Genomic DNA, 20,455 nt, shown 5'->3' on the forward strand with positions numbered 1-20,455 from the left:
CTCAGGTGATCCGCGCGCCTGCGGCGTCGAAGAAAACGGGATTTTCGGGGGCGATCTGGATGGTCTCACCCGCGCTGAGGCTGGTATGGGGATCAGTCAGGGTGATGACGTCGTGATCGGCCACTTTCAGGTGCAACCGCGTCTGATCACCCAGGTGTTCGACGCGCACGACCTGGGCATCGCGCCCCGCTCCGTGCCGAATGTTTTCCGGACGCAGGCCGACCTGATGCGCGCCGGGTGGTGCATCTTCGCCCATGATACCCACAGGCAAGAGGTTGATCCGGGGTTGGCCCAGCCGCGCGGCAACATACGCGGTGCAAGGGTTTTCATAGATGTCACGCGGCGTCCCGAATTGCACCAAACGCCCTTGGTCCAGAACGCCGACATGGGTGGCCATGGTCATCGCCTCGATCTGGTCGTGCGTGACGTACAGAAGCGTTGCCGCCAGTTCCGCGTGGATGCGCTTCAGCTCGATCCGCAGGTCGGCCCGCAACTTGGCATCAAGCGATGACAGGGGTTCATCCATCAGATACACCTGCGGATCCCGCACCAGTGCGCGGCCAATGGACACGCGCTGCATCTCGCCGCCCGACAGCTCAGTGGCCTTGTTGTCCAGTTTATGTGGAATGTGAAGAACGCCGGCCACCTCTTTGACTTTACGTTCAATTTCATCTTCGGGTGTCTTGAGGATCAGCGACCGGAGCGGAAAGGCCAGATTGTCCCGGACAGACATGTGCGGATACAGCGAATACTGCTGGAACACCATGGCGACATCGCGTTGCGCCGGGGTCAACCCTGCCACCGACACGCCGCCGATCCGGATGTCTCCGGCATCCGGTTTTTCCAGCCCGGCAATCAGCCGTAGGGTTGTTGTTTTACCTGCCCCCGTGGGTCCAAGCAGGACGACGAAAGCGCCATCGGGAATGGTCAGGTCCATGTCGATCACGGCCTTGGTCGCCTTGAAGGACTTGGACACGCCGTTCAGTTGCACCTCAGCCATCTGCCAGCACCCCTTCGTTCAGTTCGGATCGCAAGGCGCGTCCCGATGCCTTGTCGAACAAGGTCACAGTCTTGCTGTTGAACCCCAGGCCGACCGCCTCGCCCACGCGAGCAGGTTGGTCCGAGGCAATGCGCGCCTTGAGTTCACCATTGGGTGTGTCGAGGGTCACGATCTGGGTTGTGCCAAGGTATTCGGTGGCCAGGACCCTGCCCCGATACGCCCCGTCGGACGAGAAATGAATGTGTTCGGGACGCACACCAAAGACTAGGTCGCCCGCCGCCCCTTCACGCAATGCGGGCACGTGAAGGGCCTGGCGATCAAAATATATCTGCGTATCACCCGTTCCAACTTTTCCGTTGAAATTCAGGAAGTTCATGGAAGGTGAGCCGATGAAATCCGCGACAAACATCGTGGCCGGCATGTCGTAGATGTCCTGCGGCTTGCCGAATTGTTCGACCACGGCGTTGTTCATCACGACGATCTTGTCGCCCATCTGCATGGCTTCCAATTGGTCGTGGGTGACATAGACCGTGGTCGCGCCCATGCGGTCATGCAGGGCACGCAGTTCTTCGGCCATGTGTTCGCGGAATTCGGCGTCGAGCGCGCCCAAGGGTTCGTCCATCATGAAGGCCTTGGGTTCGCGCACGATCGCACGGCCAAGTGCCACGCGCTGGCGGTCGCCGCCCGACAGGCCCCCCACGGGTTTCTTGAGGATGTCCTTGATCCCCAGGATCGTTGCCACCTCGTCCACCTTGGCGCGCACTTGCGCGCGCGGCATGCCCTGGCTGACCAGCGGATAGCTGAGGTTCTTGTAGACATTCATGTGGGGATAAAGCGCAAACATCTGAAACACGAAGGCGATATCGCGTTCCGACGGCGGCCGCTGGCCAATCTCTTCCCCGTCGAGAAATATCTCTCCGGACGTGGGCAATTCCAGGCCCGCGATCATGCGCAGCGTCGTGGTCTTGCCGCAGCCCGAGGGCCCCAGCAACATGAAGAATTCGCCATCCTCGATCGTGAAGCTCGACTCGCGCACCGCGACGAAATCACCAAATTCCTTGCGGACATTTTTGATAACGATTTCAGCCATCTGCGATCACCTCGCCAATCCGCAAAAGGTTGCCATCCGGGTCCCAAAGCGCCGCTTCGCGCATACCCCATGGCTTGTCTTCGGCGGGTGTGAATTTCGGGAATGCACCGCTGCGCGGCAGGTCCAGCCTTGCCACTTCGTCAGAAAAGGCATCGACGTTCCCGGGCCGTATGTAGACCCCGTGATCACAGCTTTCGGGGGCGTGTTCCGGCTTGGCAAAAAAGTGCAGTTCGACCCGGTCGCGGTTCATGAGAAGGTATCCGTCATCCTTGTACCATGTCTCGAAATCGAGCCGGTCATAGAAGGACTGCGTTATGTCGAAATCGCGCGACGGCAGGATTGGGCAGGCTTGTTCCCACATCTCATTCACCTTCGGGAAAGTGGCTGACGATGATGAACATGACGGTGCCCACCAGTGTCGTGATGAAGGAATAGGTGAAGGCCCAGAGCACGAAGGGCTGCATCAGCATGAAGACGCCAAGGGCGATGATGATGGTCGCCAGCGCCTCCCACGGGCCGCGGCGCAGGCGCATGAGGCCGGTCAGAAACCCTTTCATGTCGGCACCTCATTCTGTCGAAAACCGGCATGCACATCCCGTGCACACCCTGTGCACAACCTGTACACCGCTGCGGTGCACCAAGATGTTGTGTCAGCGCGTAGTGACATCATTTGCGGACCGCCCCGAATGTAATGCCGCGCAGCAGGTGCTTGCGCAGCAGGATGGTGAAGATCATCACGGGCAGCAGGAAGATCGTGGCCCCCGCCGCGACCGCGGGCCAGTCGAGGCCGCCGACGCCGATGATCGTCGGGATGAAGGGCGGTGCCGTCTGGGCCGTGGCGGATGTGAGCAGCACCGCGAAGGCGTATTCGTTCCAGGCGAAGATCAGGCAGAAGATCGCCGTAGACGCGATGCCGGTCGCGGCCTGTGGCAGCACCACCTTGTAGAAGGCCTGGAACCGTGTGTAGCCGTCGATCAGCGCCGCCTCTTCATACTCGCGCGGGATTTCGTCGATGAACCCCTTGAGCAGCCAGACCGCCAGCGAGATGTTCACGGCGGTGTAGAGCAGGATCATGCCCAGATGCGTGTCCGACAAACCGAGGTTGCGGTACATCAGGAAGATGGGGATCGCGACGGCGATGGGCGGCATCATCCGCGTACTGAGGATGAAGAAGAGCAGATCGTCCGCAAGCGGGATCTTGAAGCGGCTGAAGGCGTAGGCGGCCAGGGTGCCGAGGAAGATGCTGAGGAACGTCGACCCGAAGCCGATGATGACCGAGTTCAGGAACCGTTCGCCGAATTTCGAGGGGCCCACGATGACCATGTCGTATTCGCGCACGATCTCGTCCGCCCAGTTCTGCGGCGGGTTGGCCTCCAGGAACTCCTGCGTTTGCCGTGTGCGGGTGGTGAAGAGGTTCACGTACCCTTCCAGCGTCGGTTCGAACACGACCTTGGGCGGGTAGCTGATGGCATCGCTGGGGGATTTGAAGCCGGTGAGCATGATCCATGCCAGCGGGATCATGGTGATCAGCGCATAGGTGATGACCAGCGTGCCCGCGACCCACTTGGAGCGTTTGGTGGGTTCGGTGATGGAGAAGGCGCTCATGGTTCGAGGTCCGCGAATGAGGTCGGGGTTGGGAGGGGGGCTGTCTGCCCCCCGGTGCGTACGCACCGCCCCCCGAGGATATTTGGAGCCGAAAGAAGAGTGTGGGTCATCTCTCTTTCACCTTGTTGAGGGCCTTGACGTAGATGCTGGCGAGACCGAACACGGTGACGAAGAGGATAATGGCGTAGGCCGACGCGTAGCCGGTGCGCCATTTCTCGAACGCCTCGCGCTTGAGATTGATGGACGTGAGTTCGGTTGTCGAACCCGGGCCACCGCCGGTGAGTTGCACGACGAGGTCGAACATCTTGAAATTCTCGATGCCCCGGAACAGCACGGCGAGCATCAGGAACGGCAGCACCATGGGGATGGTGATGGTGAAGAACTGGCGGAGTTTCGAGGCGCGGTCGACCTCTGCCGCCTCGTAGATGTAGTCGGGGATGGAGCGCAGGCCCGCAAGGCAAATGAGCATGACGAAGGGCGTCCACATCCAGGTGTCCACGATGACGATGGACCACGGCGCCAGCTGGACCGAGCCGAGCATTTCAAAGCTGCTGGGGTCCTTGCCGGTGAAGAAGGCGACGATGTAGTTGAAGAGCCCGATTTGCGGCTGGTAGAGGAATTTCCAGAAATTGCCGACCACCGCCGGAGACAGCATCATCGGCAGCACGATGATCGTGGTCCAGAGGTCGTTGCCCTTGAACTTCTTGTTGATGAGCCAGGCCAGCGTGAACCCGATCAGCACCTGGAGCGCGATGGTCCAGAACAGGAAATGCGCGGTGGCCTGCATGTTCAGCCAGATGTCGCTGTCCGTGAGGATGCGTTCATAGTTGCGCAGGCCGATGAATTCGGGTTCGCGGTTCAGCCGGTTGGCCTTGTAGTTGGTAAAGCTGAGCTGGATGGTCCAGATCAGTGGGAAGATGTTGATTGCCAGCAGCAGGAAGATCGTCGGTGCGACGAAGATCCACGCGATGGCGCGGTCGCTGAGCCCCTTGATCTTGCGGGCAACGCGGGTGGGTGTGGCCCTGGCAGCGCGGTCAGTGATGGTGTTTGTCATGGGGCTACCGCCAGGCAAAGAGAGGGGTGCGGTGCGCGGAAACCGCGCACCCTACGGATGGTGGTGTAGGGTGCGCATTCACTGCGCACCGCTGGTGGTTTAGAGCTTGCCTTCGTCTTCGAACACTTCGGTCCAATCCTCGATCAGCTTGTCGAGGGCTTCTTGTGCCGTGCCCTGATCGGCCACCACGTAGTCGTGGATGCGTTTCTGCATGGCCAGCAGCAGTTCGGCATAGGCCGGTTCCTGCCAGAAGTCCTGAACCGCGCCCATCGCCTCGAGGAAGTCACCGGCAAACGGTGCGCTGTCCTTGAAGCCCGGGTCGTTCAGGACCGAGTTATGGGCCGAATAACCGCCCAGTTCCCACCACTTGGCCTGCACGGCCGGATCGGCGAACCATTTGATGTATTCAAGCGCCGCGTCCTGCTTGTCGGAATAGGCGACCACGCTGATGCCTTGCCCGCCCAATGTCGAACCGGCCTGGTTCTGCGGTGGATTCACGAAGAAGTCGATCTTGTCCCCGCCCGTGTTCGGGTCGGCATAGAGGCCCGGGAAGAAGGCGAACCAGTTCATCGCCATGGCGACCTGACCGGATTTGAACGCGTCGAGTGATTCACCCATGTAGGAGTTGGTGTAGCCCGGCGGTGTCGCGGTCTTGTAGAATTCCTTGTAGAATTCGAGCGCTTCGACCGCTTCCGGAGAGTTCACCGCCCCTTCCATATCGTAGGAGCCGGGGGTGTTTTCGTATTTGAAACCCCATGGATAGAGCGCCGATGTCACGCCCATCGTGATCCCTTCGGATCCGCGTTCGGTGAAGATCGATGCGCCGTAGACCGTCTTGCCATCAATTTCGCGGCCCTGGAAGAACTGGGCGATTTCCAGCAGTTCCTTTTGGCTTTGCGGCTCGCCCAGATCGCGGCCTGTTGCTGCCTTGAACGCCGCCTGGATGTCAGGGTCGGCGAACCAGTCGGCGCGATAGAACCAACCGTTGGCATCGCCCATCGCGGGCAGCGCGTAGTAGTTCGGGGTGCCCTTGGGCCATGTGGAATAGGCATAGACGGTCGCGGGCGCGAAGTCGTCCATGCTGATGCCTTCGGCGTCGAAGAAGTCATTCAGCTTGACGTAATGGCCGTTTTCGGCCCCGCCGCCGATCCACTGGCTGTCGCCGATCAGCAGGTCGCAGAGCTTGCCGCCCGAGTTCAGTTCGTTCAGCATCCGGTCGGCAAAATTGGGCCATGGGATAAATTCGAAATTCATTGTGTGGCCCGACTGGGCCTCAAATTCCTTGCTGAGTTCGACCAAGGCGTTGGCGGGATCCCAGGCCGCCCAGCACAGCGTCAAATCCTCTGCCATGGCCATGGTTGGCACACTGACAGACGTCATCAGGGCCGCGCCAATGGCGGCTGAAGTCACTTTTTCCATATGATCCTCCCTAGTGGCCGCGCAGGTTTGGCAGCCATGCGAAAACGCTATTTGAGGGACGTACATCATGTCAACGCATTTCTGAGGTGCGTTCATCATTTTGGGGCGGTTCGCGGTCAAGTTCATGATTTGCAACGGCGAATCCGCACCAGAAAATTCGATGCGCTGACTGCGATTGCCGCGGCGGATCGGACATCAGTGTCCGGGGTGAGTCGCAGATGGGCCCCACCTCGGCCCATTCGGCAACGCATCGGGATGTGCGTCGCCCCCCGATTGGCACCTTACTTGCGTTCGTCGATTTCCGGACGGATCTGCGCATAGGTCATCATGGTGAACACAGCCGTGCCGCCAAGGATGTTGCCGACAAGTACAGGCAGGAAAAACCCGAAAATGGCCTGCCCTGCGCCAATCATGCCCTGTACGGCCAGGATCGCCATTTCGACCGACCCGGCAATGATGTGGGTAAAGTCGCCCAGCGCGATCAACCATGTGAAGATGACGATCAACAGCACCTCGTTGTTCTGCGCGGACGGCAGCATCCACACAATCGACGCGATCAGAACGCCCGCAGGGATGCCGCGCACCAGCCCCTCGAGCGGTGCAAAGCCTGTCGCATGCTTGCTGAGATCCGTCACGGTGGCCATGACATCCGGGGACAGGACCGGGGTGTAGACGAGAAAGGTGGCGATCAGGAACGCGCCGATGATGTTGGACAACAGCACCACACTCCACAGCATGGCGACCTTGGACAGGACCTGACGGCACGGATCAATGACGGCGGGCACAACCGTTGTGATCGTGTTTTCGGTGAACAGCTGCATGCGGCCCAGGATGACCAGCAGAAACCCCAGCGAATACCCCATGTTTTCGACAATGAACCGCCAGTCCGTATCGGGCAGGTAGGTGCGCAGATATGCCTCGCCCAGAACCGAGAAGCTGATCAAGATGCCCGCCGCGATGCCGGACCAGAACAATGTTCCGGTCGGGCGGTCCAGTTCCTCCTCCCCGTGCCTGCGGATCGTCTCGAAGATCAGGCGCGGCGACAGCCCGGTTGCCTGGTTCACGGCAGTGTCTTCGCGCTTTTCTTCGACCAATGGTGAGGTGGAAGGATGTGTCATGCAGACCCTCTGCAAATTGCTCGTATGTCATTGGACAACGTCAGCCGCGCAACTTGGTTCCGGCGGGTCGGATGCGACGCACGGGGCGGGATCATGGCGATGCGGGCAACGGCCCCGGCCCATAAGGGTTCAAAAAATAGGGAACTTCCGGGGAAACACCGCGTTTGTCGTGTAGCAAATGACATACAAGGAGACCGAAACATGTCGGCGCCTGACACGAATATCGAGACACAGAAACGCAAACACTGGTTTGTTCTGGCCGGCATCGCCGCGGTTGTTCTTGTCGCGGGTGCCCTGTTCGTCGCCAACATCTATTCCAGCGTCGACAGCGATGCGGCCCTGAGCGAAGACGATGCCCAGATGATCGAACCACAAGGCTGAAGACAATCCAACATCAGCCGGATGTGACAACCGGGGCGGCTGACACGCTGCGTTCAGGGGACCGGCCTCACACGTTCAATGCATCGATCCAGATCCCTGTTCGAAAACGGGCGTCGCAGGAATGCGGTACCCAGGTTCTCAGCCAAGGTGGGATCGTCACCGATCAGAACGGTGTGTGCCTCCGCCTTGTGCAAAAGCGCCAAAAGCACTTCGACCTGGTCGTCATTACCGTCGAAGGACAGGAACGCGACGGCGAGCGCGGCGTTCGGTTCTGCCAGTGCATCCAGCGCGGCACGCACGTTGCGGCAATGTTGGACGTTGGCAAATCCGGACCGCCGAAGGGCATCAGCAATGTCTTCGGCTTCGACAAAATTTCTGCTGACGACAAGGCCAGATGCCCCGTCGGTCAGATTTTGGAGGGTCATGATGTGGCGTTCCCATTCTGGCTGGCCGCCGTTGTCCCATCTGCACACAGAACGGAGCAATAAACTGTGACATACCAAGACAATGTTTCCGTCATCGACTGCGACAAGTGTCCGCTGCGTGGGCAAGACTGCTTTACCTCGTTCAAACCCGATGAAGTGTCGTTCATGCAGCGTTTCAAGACGGGCGAGATGGTTGCCGATGCAGGCACCGAGTTGTTCATTGAAGGCGCGCGATCTGCTCAGCTTTTTACTGTCCTGTCGGGCATGGGCATACGTTACAAGACACTTGAAGATGGCAGCCGCCAGGTGATCAGTTTCGTGATGCCGGGTGACTTCATTGGCCTGCAGGCCGGTGTGATGGATGAAATGTGCCATTCGGTCGAAGCGTCCACACCGATGCGTCTGTGCGTCTTCAACCGCAACCGGGTGTTCGAACTGTTTCAGAACCAGCCCGACCGCGCCTTTGCGCTGACCCACATTGCCGCCGTGGAGGAACACTTTCTGGGCGAGGCGTTGACCACCGTCGGACAGCGCGGTGCTGTGGACAAGATCGCATGGAGCTTGCACCGCTTCTTTTGCCGGGCCCGCGTGCTGGACCTGACGAAGGACGATACCTGCCCCCTGCCCTTCCGGCAGCAGGACCTGGCCGATGCATTGGGTCTGTCCCTGGTCCATACGAACAAGACCTTGGCGAAACTGCGCGCGCGCGGTGTCGCGTCATGGTCTCATGGCGTCTTGTGGGTGATGGACGAGCCGGAGTTGACCAAGCTGTCGGGGATTGATCCCGAACGTGTTCAGCCGCGGCCCCTGATCTGACGGGCCAGCGCGGGGTCGGTCGCGCCAGTGACCGGCGCCAGGGGAAAGGTGACCGCAAAGCGGTAATGCGTGTCGGTTTCTTCCCGCTCGTCCTTGCCATTCAATTGCGCCACGAAGGCACGGATGAGGCGCGACCCGACCCCGCCGCCACTGCCCGCACCGGTCACGCCCGGGCTTTGATGCGCGCCAATTGAATTCACCACGCAGAAACGCAAGGTGGTGTCATCCACCCTTGTGAATGTCACATCCAGGCGACGCGTCGTGTCGGACGGGCCGCCGATATACTTGACCGCGTTGGTCAAGGTTTCGGCTGCCAGCATCGCCAGCGTGACCGCCTGATCTTGCCCAAGCTGCACTGACAGAATGTTCGTCGTGACGTGGATTTCCCGTTTTTGCGTCTCCGTCAGCGGCGCCATTTCCTTGACCAGCCGTTCCAGCATGATCTGCGCATCAATGCTGGGGTCATGCGACGTGGCATTCAGCGTCTGATGCACGGTGGCCAGCCCGCGGACCCGCAACTGCAACTGCGCCAACACGGCGCGTGCCTCGGGCGCGGTCGCTGCGCGTGCGTGCATGTTCATGATCGAGGCGATCAGTTGCAGGTTGTTCTTTACCCTGTGGTGGATCTCGCGCAGCAGAATTGTCTTTTCATCAAGATCCTTTTCGGCCTGCGCTTCGGCATGCATCAATGCCAGCACCATGCGGTTGAACGACGTCTCCAGCACTTCGAACTCTGCCGGCGGGTTATTCAGCGTCAACCGGGGCGCGTCCCGTTCGCCCAGCGCAAAGCGACGCATGGCCCCACGCAGGTGATAGATGTGGCGAATGACCAATCGGTGAAGACCCAGAAACGCAACGGCGATGCCCGCGAACCACATCAGGATTGGAAATAGCAGCGGCAACCACACCGACACTGCACCACCGCCCCGTGCGACGCGCCCTGTCGGCCAAGATCCGACAACCGCAACTTCGTCGGGGATAATCGATGCGACCGCAAACAGTCTCTCGCGCCCGTCGATGGCGCGGGCGGAAAAGGTGTCGCCCTGCCGGTCCACGAAGTCTTCGGGTCTGACATTGGTGGGCAACAGGTGTCCTGCGGTGTCCATCCCGTTTGTGGATGACAGGATGCGGCCCGCGCGATTGAGGGTCACATATTCCATGCCAAGGCTGCGCGCTGTTTCAAGTTCGCTGACATCTGTCAGATCGTGCGGGGCCGACAGGGAGATGAACCCGGCAAATGTGCCGTCCACGTCGACCGGTTGGCTGACAATGACCACGGATTTGCCCGTTGCAGCGCCGGACAGGTTGACCTCGAACATCGGCTGGCGCCGTTCCATCGCGCGGGCAAAGCTGTCCGTTTCGGAAAAGTCCGCCGACACGCCGTTTGACGCGCAATCCATCTGCCCCGTCGCGTCGATGAACCCGGCAAAGACAAAAAGGTCCTGGGTGCGGATGAATCGCTCCATCGCCTGTGAACACTGCGCGGCATTACCGACGACCGGGCCGATCAAGGCCGCCAACCCTTCCGTCGCGCCGCGTCCCCGTTCCAGCAGCCGCCGTTCGCTTGCCGCCGCCCGTTCGGTTTCCGACAGGATAATCCGGTTCGACAATTGAACGGTCGTGTCGACAACCTGATTGGTCTGCCACAGCGCGATGGCGCCCAATGGGAACAGGGCAAGGCTCATCAAACCCGCCAACCGGACAAAAAGCCCTCGTGTCGACAAGTCCCGGCGCAAGCCTAAGCCGCGCTTTGGTTCGCAACGATCCCGGCCGTCACACTGTCTGTAAGTTCGATGGCATCCGTTTCATCGACCGACATCAGTTCGGCCAGCCGTGCGCGTCCGCGATTGACGCGGCTCTTGATTGTGCCGACGGCCACGCCGCAGGTTTCTGCCGCTTCTTCGTAGGAAAAGCCGCCCGCGCCCACCAGAACAAGCGCCTCGCGCTGTTCGTCGGTCAGTTGGTCAAAGGCCACATTAAAGTCGCGCATCGCAAGCCGCCCGTCGTGATCGGGTTTCTGGGCCAGCGTTTCGGCATACACGCCGTCAGCGTCCTCGACCTCGCGTTTGCGTTTGCGGTGCAGCGAATAGTAGGTGTTGCGCAGGATCGTAAACAGCCACGCACGCATGTTCGAGCCGGGCTCGAACGTGTCGATTTTCGTCCACGCCTTGATCACGGCCTCCTGGACCAGATCATCCGCCGTCGCACCGTTGCGACACAGGCTGAGCGCGAACGCACGCAGAGCCCCCAGATGCTCGACGAGTTCTTCGCGTGGGTCATTTTTCATCCGCCGCCCCTTTGTCACCTGTTGCGCCACCGCCGGTGCGCAATTGGTTCAGAAGGTCGGTGAACCGGTCCGGGATCGGTTCGCTCGCCAGATCGTCGAACGCCCGTTTCAGGTTCGCGTCGATCTGTGCGGCAACATCTGCTTTACGGGTCTGCCTGGCCATAGTTTTTGGTTTCTTGTCCGCTATTTCTTAACTTCGATGGAACCAATACGCACCACCGCGCGTATAGTTCCAACAATAGGTCGAAATAAGGCAAAAGAAATGAACGACGATGCAAGGGAGCACGTGGCCAACGCGATTGGCGCGAACCTTCCCTTTCTCCGGCGCTATGCACGCGCTTTGACAGGCAGCCAATCCAGCGGCGACACATATGCAATCGCGACGCTCGAAGCGATCCTCGCGGAACCAGGACAGTATCAATCGGAATCCAACGCAAAGGTCGCGCTGTTTCGCAGATTTCACGCGATCTGGACGACGTCCGGCGCGGTTTTTGGCGATGACGCGGACGAGGCCGACATTACGCGCCGTGCGCGCGGTCACCTCGCCAAACTCACGCCAAACACGCGCGAAGCTTTGCTGCTGCACACGGTCGAGGAATTTTCAGCGTCGGAAGTGGGCGCCGTCATGGACATCCCGTCCGACGAGGCACAGGAATTGATCGACATCGCCTATACCGAAATGAGCCACCACGTGTCGGGCCGCGTCATGATCATCGAAGACGAAGCGATCATTTCCATGGACCTGGAATCCATTGTCACCGACATGGGCCACCGCGTCACCGGCGTTGCGCGTACCCGCGAGCGGGCCGTGCAGCTGGCGGAGGAAGAAAACGCCGACCTGATCCTGTCGGACATTCAGCTGGCCGACAATTCCAGCGGCATCGATGCGGTGAACGATATTCTGGCCCGCAGCGGTGACCGTCCCGTCATCTTCATCACCGCCTTCCCCGAGCGGTTGCTGACAGGCACGGGCCCCGAGCCCGCCTTTCTGATTTCGAAACCTTATACCGAAGCTCAGGTGAAATCGGCGGTCAGCCAGGCCATGTTCTTTTCGTCCACCGAAACGCTCAACGCATAAACCAGCGCCCCGCCATGTGTTTGCATGGCGGGGCCCTAAGTCATGACTTCGAAATCGCGCGCAACATCCACGCCGCCTGTTCGTGAAAGGCAGATCGTGCTGTCGCAAGGTCTTCGGTCACGATGTCACGATTGTCGCCCGCCAGTTCAGCCAGTGCATGCAAACGGTGGGCGAGGCGTTCGTGATCCCCGGCAAGGTCCTCCACCATCTCTGCGGTAGACAGGGCGCCGCTTGCGTCTTCCACTTGCGACCGGCCCAGGACGTCCTTGAGCGCGTGCGGCGCGAGTTCGCCCAAGGCGCGGATACGCTCGGCCAGTTCATCCGCCGCTTCAAACATGTTTCCGTACTGTTCTTCGGTCAGATTGTGGACCGAATAGAACAATGCCCCCTCGACATTCCAGTGGTAGGCATGCGTCTTGAACACGAGGCAATAGGTGTCGGACAGAACATCCGCCAAACCGGTTGCGATCGCTTCGGTGTTTTGAACGCCTGTCGATACATCATCTGCCGATGGAACAACTTGCAATGCGTCTGCCATGATACTCTCCGTCAATTGGTTGCGTTATCAAACCAACAAACGAGACGCTTCAGGGTTCCCGCAACCGTGCAACGTGCGAACGGATTTTGAGGGTAACAAGTGCCGCGACGGCGCCCGGTTGAGGCCAATTTCCATACGATGATCGCGTAGGCGTGGATGGCGCAGACAAATTCTGAAACCTAAGCCATCAGTCGATTTGCGACGCTATTCAAGACATCAAGCGCTCCATGACATAGACCTTATCGCGCCACTCAGCGCGGAAGCCTTGAGGGTGTTCCATCGGAACAAAACCGGCGTTTGCATACACGGCGTGTGCATGAGTCAGAAACGCTGCGGACGAAAAGAGAACGCGCGTGTTTGCGCACCACCGCGTCCCTGTCCTCGACGCGTAGCAAGCTGCAACCAGTTGGCACGATCCTCCGGATCTGTTCAGAATGGCACCCTCAAATCGAAGGTTTCTCAGGACAGCAGGTCGTATGAAACGCGGAAACCGGTGACTGCACACGCGAACCATCCTTCGGATCGCTTGGTTCAAAAAGTTTAATTCAACATACGCTTGCGTATGATTGGAATCCTCGAACAAAAAGGCAAATGATCTGGGCGACGCCGCAGCTGCCAACTTGCAGGCAGCCACAGTATCGCCCGTCAATTTGCCGCTAGAAGCGCATCAATCTCGGCACGGGCGGGCATCGACGGTGCAGTTCCCAGCCGGGTTACCGAAATCCCTGCGGTCGCGCAGCCGAAACGCAGCGCATTTTCAGGTGTCATACCTTCGGCAAGGGCAACGGCAAAGGCGCCGTTGAAGGCATCCCCGGCGCCCGTCGTCTCGACGACGTCGCCTGCCGTGATGGCGGGAACGTGAAGGGCCGTGTCGCGGTCCTTGTAAAAAACTCCTTGCGCACCAAGCGTGATGATTGCGGCGCCAACGCCCCGTGACATCAACGCATCTGCCGCTCGTGCCGCGTCGTCGGGTGTCTTGACGGGCACCCCGGTGATCCCTTCGGCTTCGGACTCATTTGGCGTGACATAGTCGCAAAGCGCCAATATCTCGTCAGTCAGCACTGCTGCGGGCGCCGGATTGAGAACCGTCTTCACTCCGCCGGACTTTGCGATCTCAAGTGCGCGCTTTGCGGCCGCCATCGGCTGTTCCAGTTGTGTGACAAACACGTCGGCACCCTGGATCAACTCCGCCTGCGCGTCCACGTCTTCCACGGAGATACGACCTGCGGCACCCGGCGAGATGATGATCGCGTTGTCACCTGTTGCGTCGTCGATGAAGATGTAGGCCGCACCGGTATAGCTCTCTGAATCAACTCTCACTGCGGGCGTGACGCCTGCTGCGTTCCAGGTGTCGCGGGCCATTTGTGCGAACGGATCGTCGCCCAATCGCGTGATGAAATGCACATCCCCGCCAGCCTTCGCTGCGGCCACGGCCTGATTGGAGCCCTTACCGCCGGGGCCGAGCGCGAAACTTTCGCCCAGCACCGTCTCACCCATCGCTGGCTGTCGTTTGGCCCGATACGCCGTGTCAGCAACGAAGACCCCGAGGATCACAATTTTTGGCACCATGCTCCTATTACTCCTCCGGGGGAATGACGCCCTTGCGGAACATGAAGCAGCCGTAGAAACGGCGTTCACCCGTTTGGATGACCGCATAGGCCTCGCGGGCAAGGTCGTAAAAATCGAAACGCTCGATGCTGACCATGGGACGTTCGCGTCCTTCGGCGGTGTCTATTACCTCCTGAACCTCGGCCTGCACCGGCGGAATCTCGTCCGGGTTATCGACAATCTCCATTCGGCCCGCAAAGTCGTCGACAAATGTATCGAGTGGCATCACGCTCAAGATAGCTTCCGCGGCTTCGGCAGCTGTCAGGTTGTCCATGCGCAGCAACTCGCCCAACACCGTGGACCGGGCGACCTGATCGGAGGGGAAGTTAGTGTCAGCAACGACAAGGACGTCTCCGTGCCCCATCGCCCTGAGTGCGAAGAGCACCTCCGCATTCAGCCTATTGTCGAGTCCTTTGAGCATCGTCGCTGTCCCTCCTCAATCAATCCGTGCGCCATTTGAGGGGTCAAAGAGATGCACGGCGCCGCTCTCCGGCCTCAGGTAGATTTGCTGCCCCGGTTTGAACTCGCGCCTGTCACGCAACACGGTTGTCAATTCGGAGCCGTTCGCGCGCAGGATGATGTGGGTTTCCGAGCCGGTTTGCTCGACAACGGCGACTTCAGCGGGCAACCCGTCATTGTCCGGCAAGAGGTTCTCCGGCCTTATGCCCAGCTTCACCGGACGCCCGTCCCCCGCATCGCGCCCGCCGCCAATCGGGAAGCGCGCGCCGTCGACTTCGGCCCAGATTTCACCGTCGCGATGCTGCAGCGTCGCGTCCAGCAGATTCATGGATGGCGAACCGATGAACTCGGCGACGAATGCGTTCGCGGGCTTGTCATAGAGTTCAAGCGGTGTGCCGATCTGGGCGACATGGCCATCGCGCAAAACAACGATCTTGTCCGCCATCGTCATCGCTTCAATCTGATCATGTGTGACATAGACAGTCGTCGTCGATAGCCGCTGATGCAACTCCCGGATCTCGGCACGCATTTGAACGCGGAGTTTTGCATCAAGGTTGGACAACGGTTCGTCAAACAAGAAAACCTGAGGATCGCGCACAATCGCGCGGCCCATCGCGACCCGCTGCCGCTGGCCGCCAGACAGCGCGCGTGGATACCGGTCCAGATATGGCGTCAGCCCAAGCACCTCTGCCGCCTTTTCGACGCGCTCTTTCACCTCGGCCTTGGGCATCCTCCGCATGCGCAGAGCGAAGGCCATGTTTGCAGCGACCGTCTTGTGTGGATAAAGCGCATAGTTCTGAAACACCATTGCGATGTCGCGCTCAGCGGGTGGCAGGTTGTTGACCAGTTTGTCTGCAATCCTGATCTCACCGGACGTGATGTCTTCCAGTCCGGCAATCATCCGCAGGAGCGTTGACTTTCCGCATCCCGAGGGTCCGACCAGCACCACGAACTCACCGTCGGCGATGTCGATGTCCAGCCCGTGGATAACCTCCAACTCACCGTAGGACTTCCTCAAAGTCCTGATCGTCACGTTCGCCATACGGCACCTCCCCTACGCTCGCGACGCTAGCCGAGCGATGCCGACCTGTCCACGTCGCAGGGCGCTATCTCTCCAAGATCGTTGACAGAACAGGGGTCTGACTGAAACAGTTTGGGGTGTCGGTTGGGGCCGCGCGTTGGGGAAAAGAAATAAAAGCTGTTCCCAGCCGAAGTCTGTTCCAACTGTGTATCGTCGACAGAACGTCGTCATTTGGGAGGAGATATTTCAGTGAAAGTTGAACATTACAAAGCGCTTATGGCGCGCCACAAGATGAGTCGCCGCCAAATGCTGAAGGGCGCAGCGAGCGTAGGCGCCGTTGCGGCCGTTGGCGGTGCGGTGCCCAAGGCTGTACTGGCCGACGGTCATGCCAACCTGAGGGCTGAGCTTTTGGCCATTCCCGGCGTGGGACAGGGATCGCCCACAGACGCCGACTGGCAGAAGGTCGGCGCGTTGACACTGGGGCCGACAAAAGAACGCGTTGAGGAAGGCGAGTTCGAAGGTGTCGAGCTGACCTTCATGGGCCTCAACAACCAGAACCTGCACAATTTCCTGTTTCGCGGATTTCTGAAGCCCTGGGAGGCCTACACCGGAGCCAAGATTAACTGGATCGACCTCGCGCAGGCTGACTACAACCCACGTCTCCAGCAGGCAATTGCCACCGGCACCGTCGACTTCGACATCGTCGAGATGGGCGCACCATTTGAAGGCGACACGGCGGGCAAGGGCTTGCTTGATGAAATGCCCGGTTGGGTCAAAGAGCAGATCGAGGCTGATGACCTCGTCGATTATCTGAAGGAGCCCGTCGGAACCTGGGATGGCAAGACCTACCGGATCACAATCGATGGCGACTGCCACACCTTTGCATACCGGACCGACTACTTCGGCGATGGTGGCATCGGCGGGGCCGAGGTGCCGCGCACGTGGCAGCAGATCAATCAGGTGACCAAGGATCTTGTCGGCAAGGAAGACCCGCTGACCGGTCTCCCGGCGCACGGCTACCTCGACCCGCTCAAGGGCTGGGGCGGCTTCGGGATGTACTTTATCCTCAACCGTGCCGCTGCATACGCCAAGCATCCTGACGATCCGGCCTGGCTTTTCGATCCCGACACCATGAAGCCGCGCGTCAACAACCCGGGCTTCGTGCAGGCGATCCAGGACGTGCTCGACCTGATCGCGGCCGACGCTTATCCGACGGACCAGATCAACGCGGACCCCGGAACAACGGCGTTCCAACAGTTTCTTGCAGGCACCGGCTCTATGCTGATGTGGTGGGGCGACGTGGGATCGTCGGCGCGGACCTCCGATACTTCGGTCGTCGGCGACGTTGTCGGCTTCGGCATCAACCCGGCCTCCGAGCGACGCTACAACGCAGCGGCAGACGCATGGGAAGAGGAGATGAATGAAGCGCCGCAGATGGCCTATATCGGCTGGGGCATCTACGTCACCAACCGCGTCTCGGGTGACGAGAAGAAGCGCAAGGCGGCATGGTCGGCAGCGGCCCACCTCGGCGGCAAGGACCTGTCGCTCTGGACCTCAGCCTACCCGTCGGGTTTCCAGCCCTACCGGAACTCGCACTTCCAGTTCGAGGAGTGGGAAGCGGCGGGCTATGACCGCGCCTATGTCGAAGACTATCTCGGTTCCAACGCGGACAGCTACAACCATCCGAATGCCGCCATCGAACCGCGTATTCCGGGCATTTTCCAATATTACTCGGTCGCCGAGGACGAACTGGCCAAGGGCTTCGCGGGCCAATACGGCTCCGCGCAGGAGACGGCAGACGCCATCGCCGCGGCCTGGGAGGAAATCACCGACCAGATCGGCCGCGACAGCCAGATCGCGCTCTATAAAGCGTCTCTGGGGATCTAAAAAACAGCGGTGGCGGCAAGTGTGGCGCCACTGCAACCGACTTGATACCGGATTTCCGACATGGCGCATTTCGACACCGTCTCGCAATACGATGACGCGGCCACATGGTGGCAGGCGACAACGGAGCGTTTGGTGGTGCCGTCGGTCGAAAGCGCTCTCGTCGATATCGGCACAGACAGCGGCGATCGCGCCGACGCGTACTGCGCTGTTTATGGCCCAGCAAAGAGCCTCGCATTCGTCGATTCCACCCCGACAATGCCGGACGTTGCAGCGCGTACACCTGAAACGGCGGGCGCTGGACATGTTTGCACCGTTCAGGCCTCGTTCAGCGACATACCAAGCGACGCCGCCTGTTTGACGGTTCGTTGCGCGCACGACATCGAGCATCTCGATGATCCGCAATCTGCAATATCCAATCCTGCATGTCTGATCGCTCCTCGCGGGCGGCTCTTGCTGTTCATCAGCCGCCGTCACTGGTGCCAATGGTTTGTCCGGATCCGCTGGCGACACTGTTGGTACGTGAAGGCGGCGGTTCGGCACATGGCGGAGGCAGCGGGTCGGTCGTGCGACGCGGTGATGATTGCGGCCTCTGGTTCAATGAGCCGTACAACGCCCGCCTGTCTTCCACGGCCAAATGCATGAGTGAGGGCGAGTATCTTCACGTTGTTACCCGCGACGACATCTCCGACACGCGGCGGCGGTTCGGGCGCGGGATAGCCTGGGCGACCGGGGCGCTGACGCTTGTCGTCGCTGTTCTGCAAACCCTTGACCAGTACGGCACCCTCGACCTCGGCCTTACCAACTGGCGCCCCACGCTTTACGCCTATTGCACATGGATCGTCGCCTTTTGCTGGGCGCAGGTTCTGATCCACGGCGAACAGGGCAAGCGGCGCCTATTTGTTGTGCCCGCTGCGATCTTTGTCGTTTCGATGGTTGTTTTCCCGCTTATCTTTGCGCTTGGCATCGCGTTTTCAGACTGGAACCTCTCAAGCCCGGACGGACGCACGTTCAACGGCTTCGACAACGTGCGGCAAATGTGGGGGGATCCGTTCTACTGGAACGCTATGACAAATATGGTCTGGTACTGCCTGGCGATCATCGTCGAATACGCCATCGCTTTCGGACTCGCGCTGCTGCTGAACGCGCAGATCCGGGGGCGCAAGTTCTTTCGCGTCGCGTTCCTGCTTCCGCTGATGCTCAGCCCCGTCGCAGTAAGCTGGATGATCGGCAAATCAATGCTTGAGATCCGCTTTGGCCCTGTTTCGCGTCTTCTGCGTGACCTTGGCTGGGACAGCCCTTCGTTCTTCGGATCACCCGAAGTGGCACGGTTCTGGATCATGGCGATGGACGCCTGGACGTTCATCCCCTTCATGATGATCATGATCCTCGCCGGGCTGCAGGCTATTCCGCGCGAACTGCACGAAGCCGCAGAGGTAGACGGGGCATCGCCCTGGCGCCGATTCTGGGAAGTGACGTTTCCCTTGATGCTGCCGGTATCAATCACCGCGATCCTGATCCGCATCATCTTCAAGCTGAAGCTGGCGGACATCATCATCAACGTGACTTCGGGCGGACCCGGCGGCGCGACCGATAGTGTGACGTCATTCATCTTCCGCGAGTACCGCGACCGGTCCAACGTGGGCTACGGAACGCTTCTGGCCATCGTCTACCTCGTCATCATCGTGATCGCGATGACCATCGTCATGAAACTCGCCGACCGCTGGATGAGGCCAAGATATTGACCGACGCGACCAACACCCAGATTTTCCACGACAGCGATGCGGACAAGGGCTTCCGCGCCGGATGGTGGACCAGCCGAGTTTTGATCTACGGCATTCTGATCCTCTGGGCGATCATTTGCCTTTTCCCGATCTACTGGACCATTACCACCAGCTTCAAGGCCGCCCCGGACGTCATGAAGGGCAACCTCGTCCCTTGGGTCGACTATGACCCGAAATGGCTCGGTTTTCGCTCCCTTGGCCTCTCGCCCGAGACGATCGGCAACGAGTCGACCGTGCGAGAGGAGTTCCTGAAACGATTCTGGAATTCGACCATCGTCGCCGTCTGCTCGTCCCTTCTGGCACTGATCCTTGGCAGTATGGCGGCCTATGGCCTCAGCCGGTTCAGTTACAAGTTCGGCTTCATGAGGAACGGCGACATCCTGTTCTTCTTTCTCAGCCAGCTCATCCTGCCGCCGGTCGTCCTCGCCCTGCCGTTTCTCGTGCTTTACAAGGAAGTCGCGCTGCTTGACACGCGGATCGGGCTTATCCTGCTCTACACGCTGACCGTCCTGCCGATCGTTATCTGGATCATGCGGGACCAGTTCGGCTCGATCCCGGCGGAATTGGAAGAGGCCGCACTGGTCGATGGTTTGTCTGTCTGGGGCGCGTTCCTGACCATCGTGATGCCCATCGCATTACCGGGTATGGTGGCGGCGTTTATTCTGAGCCTCGTGTTGACGTGGAACGAATACTTCTTCGCTGCGCTCCTGACGTCGACACATGCCAACACGCTGCCCGTCATGGTCGCCAGTCAAACCGGCTCGCAAGGCATTTCGTGGTGGTCGATGGCCGCCCTGTCGTTCATGGCGATCCTGCCGCTGATCGTCATCGGTGTTTTGCTGGAACGTTTCATCATCAAGGGTATGGCCGCGGGCGCGGTGAAGTAAT

At 60.0% G+C, this 20,455-nt stretch carries 23 protein-coding genes; 7 read left to right on the top strand and 16 right to left on the bottom strand.

Annotated features, from left to right (window positions below; all coding sequences use genetic code 11):
• Position 1 precedes the first annotated feature (1 nt).
• From Q0844_RS13580 to Q0844_RS13615, 8 genes are all read right to left on the bottom strand, one after another.
• Complete coding sequence (locus tag Q0844_RS13580) at positions 2-1,000, bottom strand: ABC transporter ATP-binding protein (protein ID WP_299045748.1); 999 nt, start codon at positions 998-1,000, stop codon at positions 2-4.
• A complete protein-coding gene (locus tag Q0844_RS13585) occupies positions 993-2,090 on the bottom strand; it encodes an ABC transporter ATP-binding protein (protein WP_299045750.1) in 1,098 nt (365 codons plus the stop codon). The genes Q0844_RS13580 and Q0844_RS13585 overlap by 8 nt, the downstream gene beginning before the upstream one ends.
• Positions 2,083-2,451 carry a VOC family protein gene (locus tag Q0844_RS13590; protein WP_299045752.1) on the bottom strand — a complete coding sequence of 123 codons (369 nt, stop codon included), beginning with the start codon at positions 2,449-2,451 and terminating at the stop codon, positions 2,083-2,085. Before Q0844_RS13590 ends, Q0844_RS13585 begins: the two co-directional genes overlap by 8 nt.
• A gap of 1 nt (position 2,452) precedes the next feature.
• Positions 2,453-2,647: a hypothetical protein gene (locus Q0844_RS13595; protein WP_299045755.1), complete on the bottom strand. Its 195-nt coding sequence runs from the start codon at positions 2,645-2,647 to the stop codon at positions 2,453-2,455.
• Positions 2,648-2,756: 109 nt separating this feature from the next.
• Positions 2,757-3,695 (bottom strand): carbohydrate ABC transporter permease, encoded by a 939-nt coding sequence (locus Q0844_RS13600; RefSeq protein ID WP_299045758.1) that lies wholly within the window; start codon positions 3,693-3,695, stop codon positions 2,757-2,759.
• 106 nt (positions 3,696-3,801) lie between these two features.
• A complete protein-coding gene (locus Q0844_RS13605; RefSeq protein ID WP_299045760.1) occupies positions 3,802-4,749 on the bottom strand; it encodes a sugar ABC transporter permease in 948 nt (315 codons plus the stop codon).
• 99 nt (positions 4,750-4,848) lie between these two features.
• Positions 4,849-6,129: an extracellular solute-binding protein gene (locus Q0844_RS13610; RefSeq protein ID WP_299046772.1), complete on the bottom strand. Its 1,281-nt coding sequence runs from the start codon at positions 6,127-6,129 to the stop codon at positions 4,849-4,851.
• A gap of 320 nt (positions 6,130-6,449) precedes the next feature.
• A complete protein-coding gene (locus tag Q0844_RS13615; protein WP_299045761.1) occupies positions 6,450-7,286 on the bottom strand; it encodes a formate/nitrite transporter family protein in 837 nt (278 codons plus the stop codon).
• Between the two features lie 201 nt (positions 7,287-7,487).
• Here Q0844_RS13615 and Q0844_RS13620 point away from each other — a divergent pair, with 201 nt between their 5' ends.
• A complete protein-coding gene (locus Q0844_RS13620) occupies positions 7,488-7,667 on the top strand; it encodes a hypothetical protein (RefSeq protein ID WP_299045762.1) in 180 nt (59 codons plus the stop codon).
• Positions 7,668-7,720: 53 nt separating this feature from the next.
• Here the strand turns inward: Q0844_RS13620 and Q0844_RS13625 are convergent, their stop codons facing one another.
• Positions 7,721-8,092, bottom strand: coding sequence for a hypothetical protein (locus Q0844_RS13625; protein WP_299045763.1), 372 nt, complete (start codon positions 8,090-8,092; stop codon positions 7,721-7,723).
• 66 nt (positions 8,093-8,158) lie between these two features.
• Here Q0844_RS13625 and Q0844_RS13630 point away from each other — a divergent pair, with 66 nt between their 5' ends.
• Positions 8,159-8,908 (top strand): Crp/Fnr family transcriptional regulator, encoded by a 750-nt coding sequence (locus tag Q0844_RS13630; protein ID WP_299045764.1) that lies wholly within the window; start codon positions 8,159-8,161, stop codon positions 8,906-8,908.
• On the opposite strand, the gene Q0844_RS13635 is transcribed toward Q0844_RS13630, so the two are convergent.
• From Q0844_RS13635 to Q0844_RS13645, 3 genes are read right to left on the bottom strand one after another with little or no spacing between them, the layout of a single operon-like run.
• A complete protein-coding gene (locus Q0844_RS13635; protein WP_299045766.1) occupies positions 8,887-10,593 on the bottom strand; it encodes a sensor histidine kinase in 1,707 nt (568 codons plus the stop codon). The two genes, Q0844_RS13630 and Q0844_RS13635, sit on opposite strands and share 22 nt — an antisense overlap.
• Positions 10,594-10,646: 53 nt before the next feature.
• Positions 10,647-11,195, bottom strand: a complete 549-nt coding sequence (locus Q0844_RS13640) for an RNA polymerase sigma factor (protein WP_299045768.1) — start codon at positions 11,193-11,195, stop codon at positions 10,647-10,649.
• Entirely contained in the window at positions 11,185-11,358 is a 174-nt protein-coding gene (locus Q0844_RS13645) for a NepR family anti-sigma factor (RefSeq protein ID WP_299045769.1), read from the bottom strand. Before Q0844_RS13645 ends, Q0844_RS13640 begins: the two co-directional genes overlap by 11 nt.
• Before the next feature lie 99 nt (positions 11,359-11,457).
• Between Q0844_RS13645 and Q0844_RS13650 the strand changes: the two genes are divergently transcribed.
• Positions 11,458-12,273, top strand: a complete 816-nt coding sequence (locus Q0844_RS13650; protein ID WP_299045772.1) for a response regulator — start codon at positions 11,458-11,460, stop codon at positions 12,271-12,273.
• 40 nt (positions 12,274-12,313) lie between these two features.
• On the opposite strand, the gene Q0844_RS13655 is transcribed toward Q0844_RS13650, so the two are convergent.
• From Q0844_RS13655 to ugpC, 4 genes are all read right to left on the bottom strand, one after another.
• On the bottom strand, positions 12,314-12,811 hold the full coding sequence (locus Q0844_RS13655; protein ID WP_299045774.1) for a DNA starvation/stationary phase protection protein: 498 nt from the start codon (positions 12,809-12,811) through the stop codon (positions 12,314-12,316).
• 645 nt (positions 12,812-13,456) lie between these two features.
• Positions 13,457-14,380: a ribokinase gene (gene rbsK / locus Q0844_RS13660; RefSeq protein WP_299045777.1), complete on the bottom strand. Its 924-nt coding sequence runs from the start codon at positions 14,378-14,380 to the stop codon at positions 13,457-13,459.
• Between the two features lie 7 nt (positions 14,381-14,387).
• Positions 14,388-14,840, bottom strand: a complete 453-nt coding sequence (locus Q0844_RS13665; protein WP_299045779.1) for an RbsD/FucU family protein — start codon at positions 14,838-14,840, stop codon at positions 14,388-14,390.
• Positions 14,841-14,855: 15 nt separating this feature from the next.
• On the bottom strand, positions 14,856-15,920 hold the full coding sequence (gene ugpC / locus Q0844_RS13670; protein WP_299045781.1) for a sn-glycerol-3-phosphate ABC transporter ATP-binding protein UgpC: 1,065 nt from the start codon (positions 15,918-15,920) through the stop codon (positions 14,856-14,858).
• Between the two features lie 270 nt (positions 15,921-16,190).
• On the opposite strand from ugpC, the gene Q0844_RS13675 reads away from it, so the two are divergent.
• The 4 genes from Q0844_RS13675 to Q0844_RS13690 are packed head-to-tail and all read left to right on the top strand — an operon-like array spanning position 16,191 to position 20,454.
• Positions 16,191-17,786 (top strand): extracellular solute-binding protein, encoded by a 1,596-nt coding sequence (locus tag Q0844_RS13675; protein WP_299045783.1) that lies wholly within the window; start codon positions 16,191-16,193, stop codon positions 17,784-17,786.
• Between the two features lie 60 nt (positions 17,787-17,846).
• The gene (locus Q0844_RS13680; protein WP_299045784.1) at positions 17,847-18,428 is read left to right on the top strand and encodes a methyltransferase domain-containing protein; all 582 of its coding nucleotides are present in this window, start codon (positions 17,847-17,849) and stop codon (positions 18,426-18,428) included.
• The gene (locus Q0844_RS13685; protein WP_299045785.1) at positions 18,425-19,528 is read left to right on the top strand and encodes a sugar ABC transporter permease; all 1,104 of its coding nucleotides are present in this window, start codon (positions 18,425-18,427) and stop codon (positions 19,526-19,528) included. The genes Q0844_RS13680 and Q0844_RS13685 overlap by 4 nt, the downstream gene beginning before the upstream one ends.
• Positions 19,525-20,454, top strand: coding sequence for a carbohydrate ABC transporter permease (locus tag Q0844_RS13690; protein WP_299045786.1), 930 nt, complete (start codon positions 19,525-19,527; stop codon positions 20,452-20,454). Before Q0844_RS13685 ends, Q0844_RS13690 begins: the two co-directional genes overlap by 4 nt.
• Position 20,455: the final 1 nt, after the last annotated feature.

Origin of the sequence: uncultured Tateyamaria sp. (genome assembly GCF_947503465.1) — a bacterium.
In the GTDB taxonomy this organism is placed as follows: domain Bacteria; phylum Pseudomonadota; class Alphaproteobacteria; order Rhodobacterales; family Rhodobacteraceae; genus Tateyamaria.